We start from the raw sequence: 2,010 nt of genomic DNA, 5'->3' as shown, positions 1-2,010 counted from the left end.
TCTGCAATTTTATACAACATTTTTAAGCGAAATTTGATAATAAAATATTGAATATCAAATCGTTGTATTTATTTTAAGGAATGACTAACTAATTGAATATGAGGTATGTATAAATAAATATGCGCAAATTGTCTTAAATTTGCGCATGTTGTCGTTTGTGACCAAGACGAGCGTATCTTCAAACACTTTCATCGATGATTTGGTTCGTTTGGGCCAAATTAAAAAAGAGTTGAATCGTTATGCTTTTTAGACAAATTTTGGTAATTTTAATTATCCAACTTTTTACAATTTACTTTCGACTAGTAAAATAAAGTGATTTTAGTATCCTGCATCATTATTTTGCGTTATATATCTGTAATATAGAATTAGAAAATGCTGAATTGTAGAACGAAAGTAGATAAAATGTTAAGAATTAATTATGTGAAAAAGTGGCGATATTTACTTATACGACACAGTCTGTATTATTTTCGGATTTATTTTAGATCGTAAAAAACATTGCAATTGACGCTGTAGCCATAAAGAAAAAAGTTGCCCACAATAAACTTTTTGAAAGCCACCTGCTTTTGAATTCTCCCATAATACTTTCACTTGCAGATATTCTGATGATAAGAAACAACAGAGGGACTGCAGCTACACCATTGAGTACTGCGGTATAAATAAGAGCCTTCACAGGATTAATCCCAATAAAATTCATACACAGACCAATAAGTGTAGAGATGATAATAACCATATAAAATCCTTTTGCTCTTGCAAATTTCAGGTTTAAACTTGCATTCCAGTTGAGGGCTTCGGAAACCGCATATGATGCCGATCCTGAAAGAACGGGTACGGCAAGTAGTCCCAACCCAATGATTCCTGTAGCAAATATGATTTTTGATATCAACCCTGAGTTTGGAAATGATTGCACCAGGGGTTCTAAAGCTTTTGCTGCATCAGCCGCAGTATTAATATCTGTTATATGAGCGCTATGCAGAACCGTTCCTCCGACTAACATAATACACCATGTTGTAAATTCAGAGATGACCATCCCTATATTATTATCTTTTCTCATGGCATGAATATTACGCCATCCTATTTTGGGCTTTCCATCTTGAATCAGACCTCTCTCATTTTCTTCTTCCACTTCCTGGGAAGCCTGCCAAAAGAACATATAAGGTGTAATCGTTGTCCCAAATACTCCGGTGATTATAAAAAGAAAATTGAAAGAAAATTCAAAATGAGGAACAATAGATGCTTTTAGTATTTCTTTCCATGGCTGGTCAATAATAAAAGCTGTAAGTGGGTAGGCAAAAAGTGATAATGCCAGCCATTTAAGAACTTTTGAATATACCCGATAACTGGTGAAGACCTCTAATGTAAGTATACTAACCGTAAAAAACAGCATTAGTATAACAATATCAGCAGGGATAATTAATTGTGCGGCAGCCGCCATGGCCCCAATGTCTGCTCCGATATTGATCGTATTGGCAATGACAACCAATCCTACCGAACTGTATAGGATTTTTTTACTGTAATGTTCTTTGATAACTCCCGTAAGTCCTTTACCGGTAACCATTCCTATTCTTGCACAGGCTTCCTGCACGGCAGTCATAAACGGAAGCATATAGAGGGCTGTCCATAATTGACCATAGCCAAACTGAGCTCCTGTCTGAGAATAGGTCGCAATGCCTGAAGGATCATCATCAGCAGCTCCCGTTGTCAGCCCGGGACCTAAAAGACCGAAGAATTTTTTGAATTTTTTTGTTTGATTTTCGACCTGATGTTTGACAGACATTGTTAATTGTTTTTGAATACAAATATACTATTAATTGATCATTTTTTGATCTGCTAAAGTTAATAGTTTTTCATCATTAAAAAGACCTTCCACTAGTGGGAAAGTCTTTTTATTTATTATTTTAACCCGTTGTGCATTATGAAAAAGGTTACTCATAATACGAAAATTTCGTATATTGTATTGACTACCAATCTAATACATTATGAATAACCTAGATGCAATTTACGATTTTATTT

At 34.7% G+C, this 2,010-nt stretch carries 1 protein-coding gene; it reads right to left on the bottom strand.

Annotated features, from left to right (window positions below; all coding sequences use genetic code 11):
* Positions 1-478: 478 nt before the first annotated feature.
* A complete protein-coding gene (locus tag B0B05_RS16185; RefSeq protein WP_076784602.1) occupies positions 479-1,774 on the bottom strand; it encodes an NRAMP family divalent metal transporter in 1,296 nt (431 codons plus the stop codon).
* Positions 1,775-2,010 lie beyond the last annotated feature (236 nt).

The sequence above is a fragment of the Epilithonimonas bovis DSM 19482 genome (genome assembly GCF_900108115.1).
In the GTDB taxonomy this organism is placed as follows: domain Bacteria; phylum Bacteroidota; class Bacteroidia; order Flavobacteriales; family Weeksellaceae; genus Epilithonimonas; species Epilithonimonas bovis.
The sequence above is the reverse complement of the archived record's forward strand: the minus strand, read 5'-3'. Positions and strand labels throughout refer to the sequence as shown.

What these genes read in the sequence shown, in the direction of transcription:
- B0B05_RS16185 (WP_076784602.1), bottom strand. Translation starts at nt 1,774, where the DNA reads ATGTCTGTCAAACATCAGGTCGAAAATCAAACAAAAAAATTCAAAAAA.